Origin of the sequence: Kineococcus glutinatus, from assembly GCF_039542765.1 — a bacterium.
Lineage (GTDB): Bacteria > Actinomycetota > Actinomycetes > Actinomycetales > Kineococcaceae > Kineococcus_A > Kineococcus_A glutinatus.
In genome coordinates, this window is the sequence record NZ_BAABIL010000424.1 from 1 (window position 1) to 2,241 (window position 2,241).

A 2,241-nucleotide genomic window follows, 5' to 3' on the forward strand; every position below is an offset into this window, starting at 1 on the left:
CCCCGCTGTCGTGCGCCGTGCGGGGGGCGCGCCGCACACGGGTCCGCCCCCGGGCCGCAGGGCCCGGGGGCGGGGGGCGTGCGGGGTGCTGCTCAGCCCTTGGCGTGCTCCTCGTACTCCGCCTGCGCCTGCTCGAAGCGGTCGGCGTACTTGGTGAGGAAGTCGCGCGGCGCCATCGTGCCGGTGAGGACCGCCTGGAAGTCCGGCTCCATCTCGGTCTTGCAGATGGAGGCCCAGTCCGGCAGGTAGGTCGGCAGCTTCACGTACTGCGTCTCGGGGTTCTCCGAGGTCGCCACGATCTCCCGCAGCGGCTGGGACCGCTCGATCCACGGGTCGTCCTGGGCGTCCAGGTTGGCGGGGACCTGCCCGACCTGCTCGACCCACTCGGAGTTGCCCTCGGTGCTCATGAACTCGACGAACTCCCACGCGGCGGCCTTGCGGTCGCTGTCGGCGAGGACGCCGAGGCCGGAGATCGCGGGGGTGGTGGCGGTCACGACGCCCTCGGCGTCCGGGAACGGCTGCACGCCGGCGACCTTGTCGGCGCCGAGGGCCTTGATGTGGTCCTGGTAGGAGCCGAGGTTGTGGTGGGTGGCCCACGCGGACCCGCCGTCGAAGGCGGCCACGATCTTGGCGTAGTCGTTCGTGAGGTCGGCCTCGGCGCTGACCCTGCCGTAGAGGGAGGTGTAGCGCTCGAACGCCGCGACGTTCTCGGGGGCGTCCAAGGTGGCCTGGCCGTCCTCGGTGAAGAACTCGCCGATCCCGGACATGCCGTACGTCATGGCGAACATGGGGGGCATGGAGCCCGGGCCGCCGCGGAAGGCGAAGCCGAAGCGGTTGTCCTGCTTGGCGGTGAGCTCCTCGGCGGCGGCGAAGAACTCGTCGTAGCTGGTGGGCGCGGCCAGCCCGGCCTCGGCGAGCCAGTCCGTGCGGTACCAGATGACGTCGGACAGGGCGCTGAGCGGCGCCTTGTAGAGCTTGCCGTCGGGGGCGTTCTCGCGCTCGCTGTCCAGCATCGACCCGTCGATCCGGGGCAGGATGCCCGACTCCTCGTAGGCCTCGTCCAGCGGTGCGAGGGCGTTCTGCGCGATGAGGTTGGCGACGTCGTTGCCGATGAGCATGACGTCGGGCACGGTGCCGGTGGCGAGGGCGTTGTCGACCTTCTGCAGGTAGGAGGAGTTGGGCAGGCCGACGTACTCCACCTGGATGTCGGGGTGCTCCTGCTCGAAGCGGTCGATCAGCTTCTCCCAGGCGGCGCTGAGGGCCGGGTTGGCGTTGGTGTCCCAGAACTCGATCTCGCCGGTCGCCTCGCCCCAGTCGCCGGTGGCGGCGGCGGTGGCCTCCTGCTGCCCGGAGCCGGTGGGCCCCATGCAGGCGCTGAGCGCGAGGGCGGTGGTGGCGGCGAGGCCGAGGAGCTTCCAGGTGCGGGACGGCTGGTGCATGGTTCGCCTTCTCTCGTCGTCGAGGTGCTCTCCACAGGTGCTCCGACCCCGGCGGGGGAACCGGTTCCCGGCGAGGTTAGCACGGTAGGAACCGGTTCCCCAGGGTGTAGCGTGAACCCACCTCGACCGTGCGGAGGAACGCGATGACGCTCGTCAACAGGCCCGTGCCCGGCGCCCCTGCGCACCCCGGGGCGGCGTGATGGCCAGGACGGTCAAGGAGGGCGCGACCATCGGCGAGGTCGCCGCCGCCGCCGGCGTCTCCCGCTCGACGGTGTCCCGCGTCATGAACCAGCGCTCGACGGTCGCCGCCGACATCGCCGAGCGCGTCCGCGCGGCCGCCGCGCAGCTGCAGTACCGCCCCAGCAGCGTGGCCCGCAGCCTCTCCCTGGGCCGGACCAACACCCTCGCCCTCGTCGTGCCCGACCTGCACGACCCCGTGCACCAGCAGATCCTGCGCGGCGTCACGGCCGCCGCGGCCGGGCGCGGCTACCGCGTCCTCGTCGCCGAGTCCCCCGCCGACCCCGCCGAGGAGGCCGAGGCGGCGCTGGAGGCCCGGCTGCGCTGCGACGCCCTCGTGCTCGTCACCCCGCGGATGCCCGAGCGCGACCTGCACGACCTGCTGGAGCGGTCCGCCCCCACGGTGCTCGTCGGCCGGCCGGCGCACGACGTCGCCGTGCCCGTCGTGTCCGTCGACCACGCCCGCGGCACCTCCGTCCTCGTCGACCACCTCGCGGCCCTGGGCCACCGGCGAGATCTGGGACCGGGCGGACCACGTGGTGATCGCGGCGCCGGCCACGGCCGA

Annotated in this window: 2 protein-coding genes; one reads left to right on the forward strand and one right to left on the reverse strand. The window is 73.0% G+C overall.

Going from position 1 to position 2,241, the window contains the following annotated elements; all coding sequences use genetic code 11:
• Positions 1–92: 92 nt before the first annotated feature.
• A complete protein-coding gene (locus ABEB16_RS15085) occupies positions 93–1,439 on the reverse strand; it encodes an ABC transporter substrate-binding protein (protein WP_345713054.1) in 1,347 nt (448 codons plus the stop codon).
• Between the two features lie 199 nt (positions 1,440–1,638).
• Here ABEB16_RS15085 and ABEB16_RS15090 point away from each other — a divergent pair.
• On the forward strand, positions 1,639–2,241 hold a 603-nt coding region (locus ABEB16_RS15090; protein WP_345713055.1), incomplete at its 3' end, for a LacI family DNA-binding transcriptional regulator.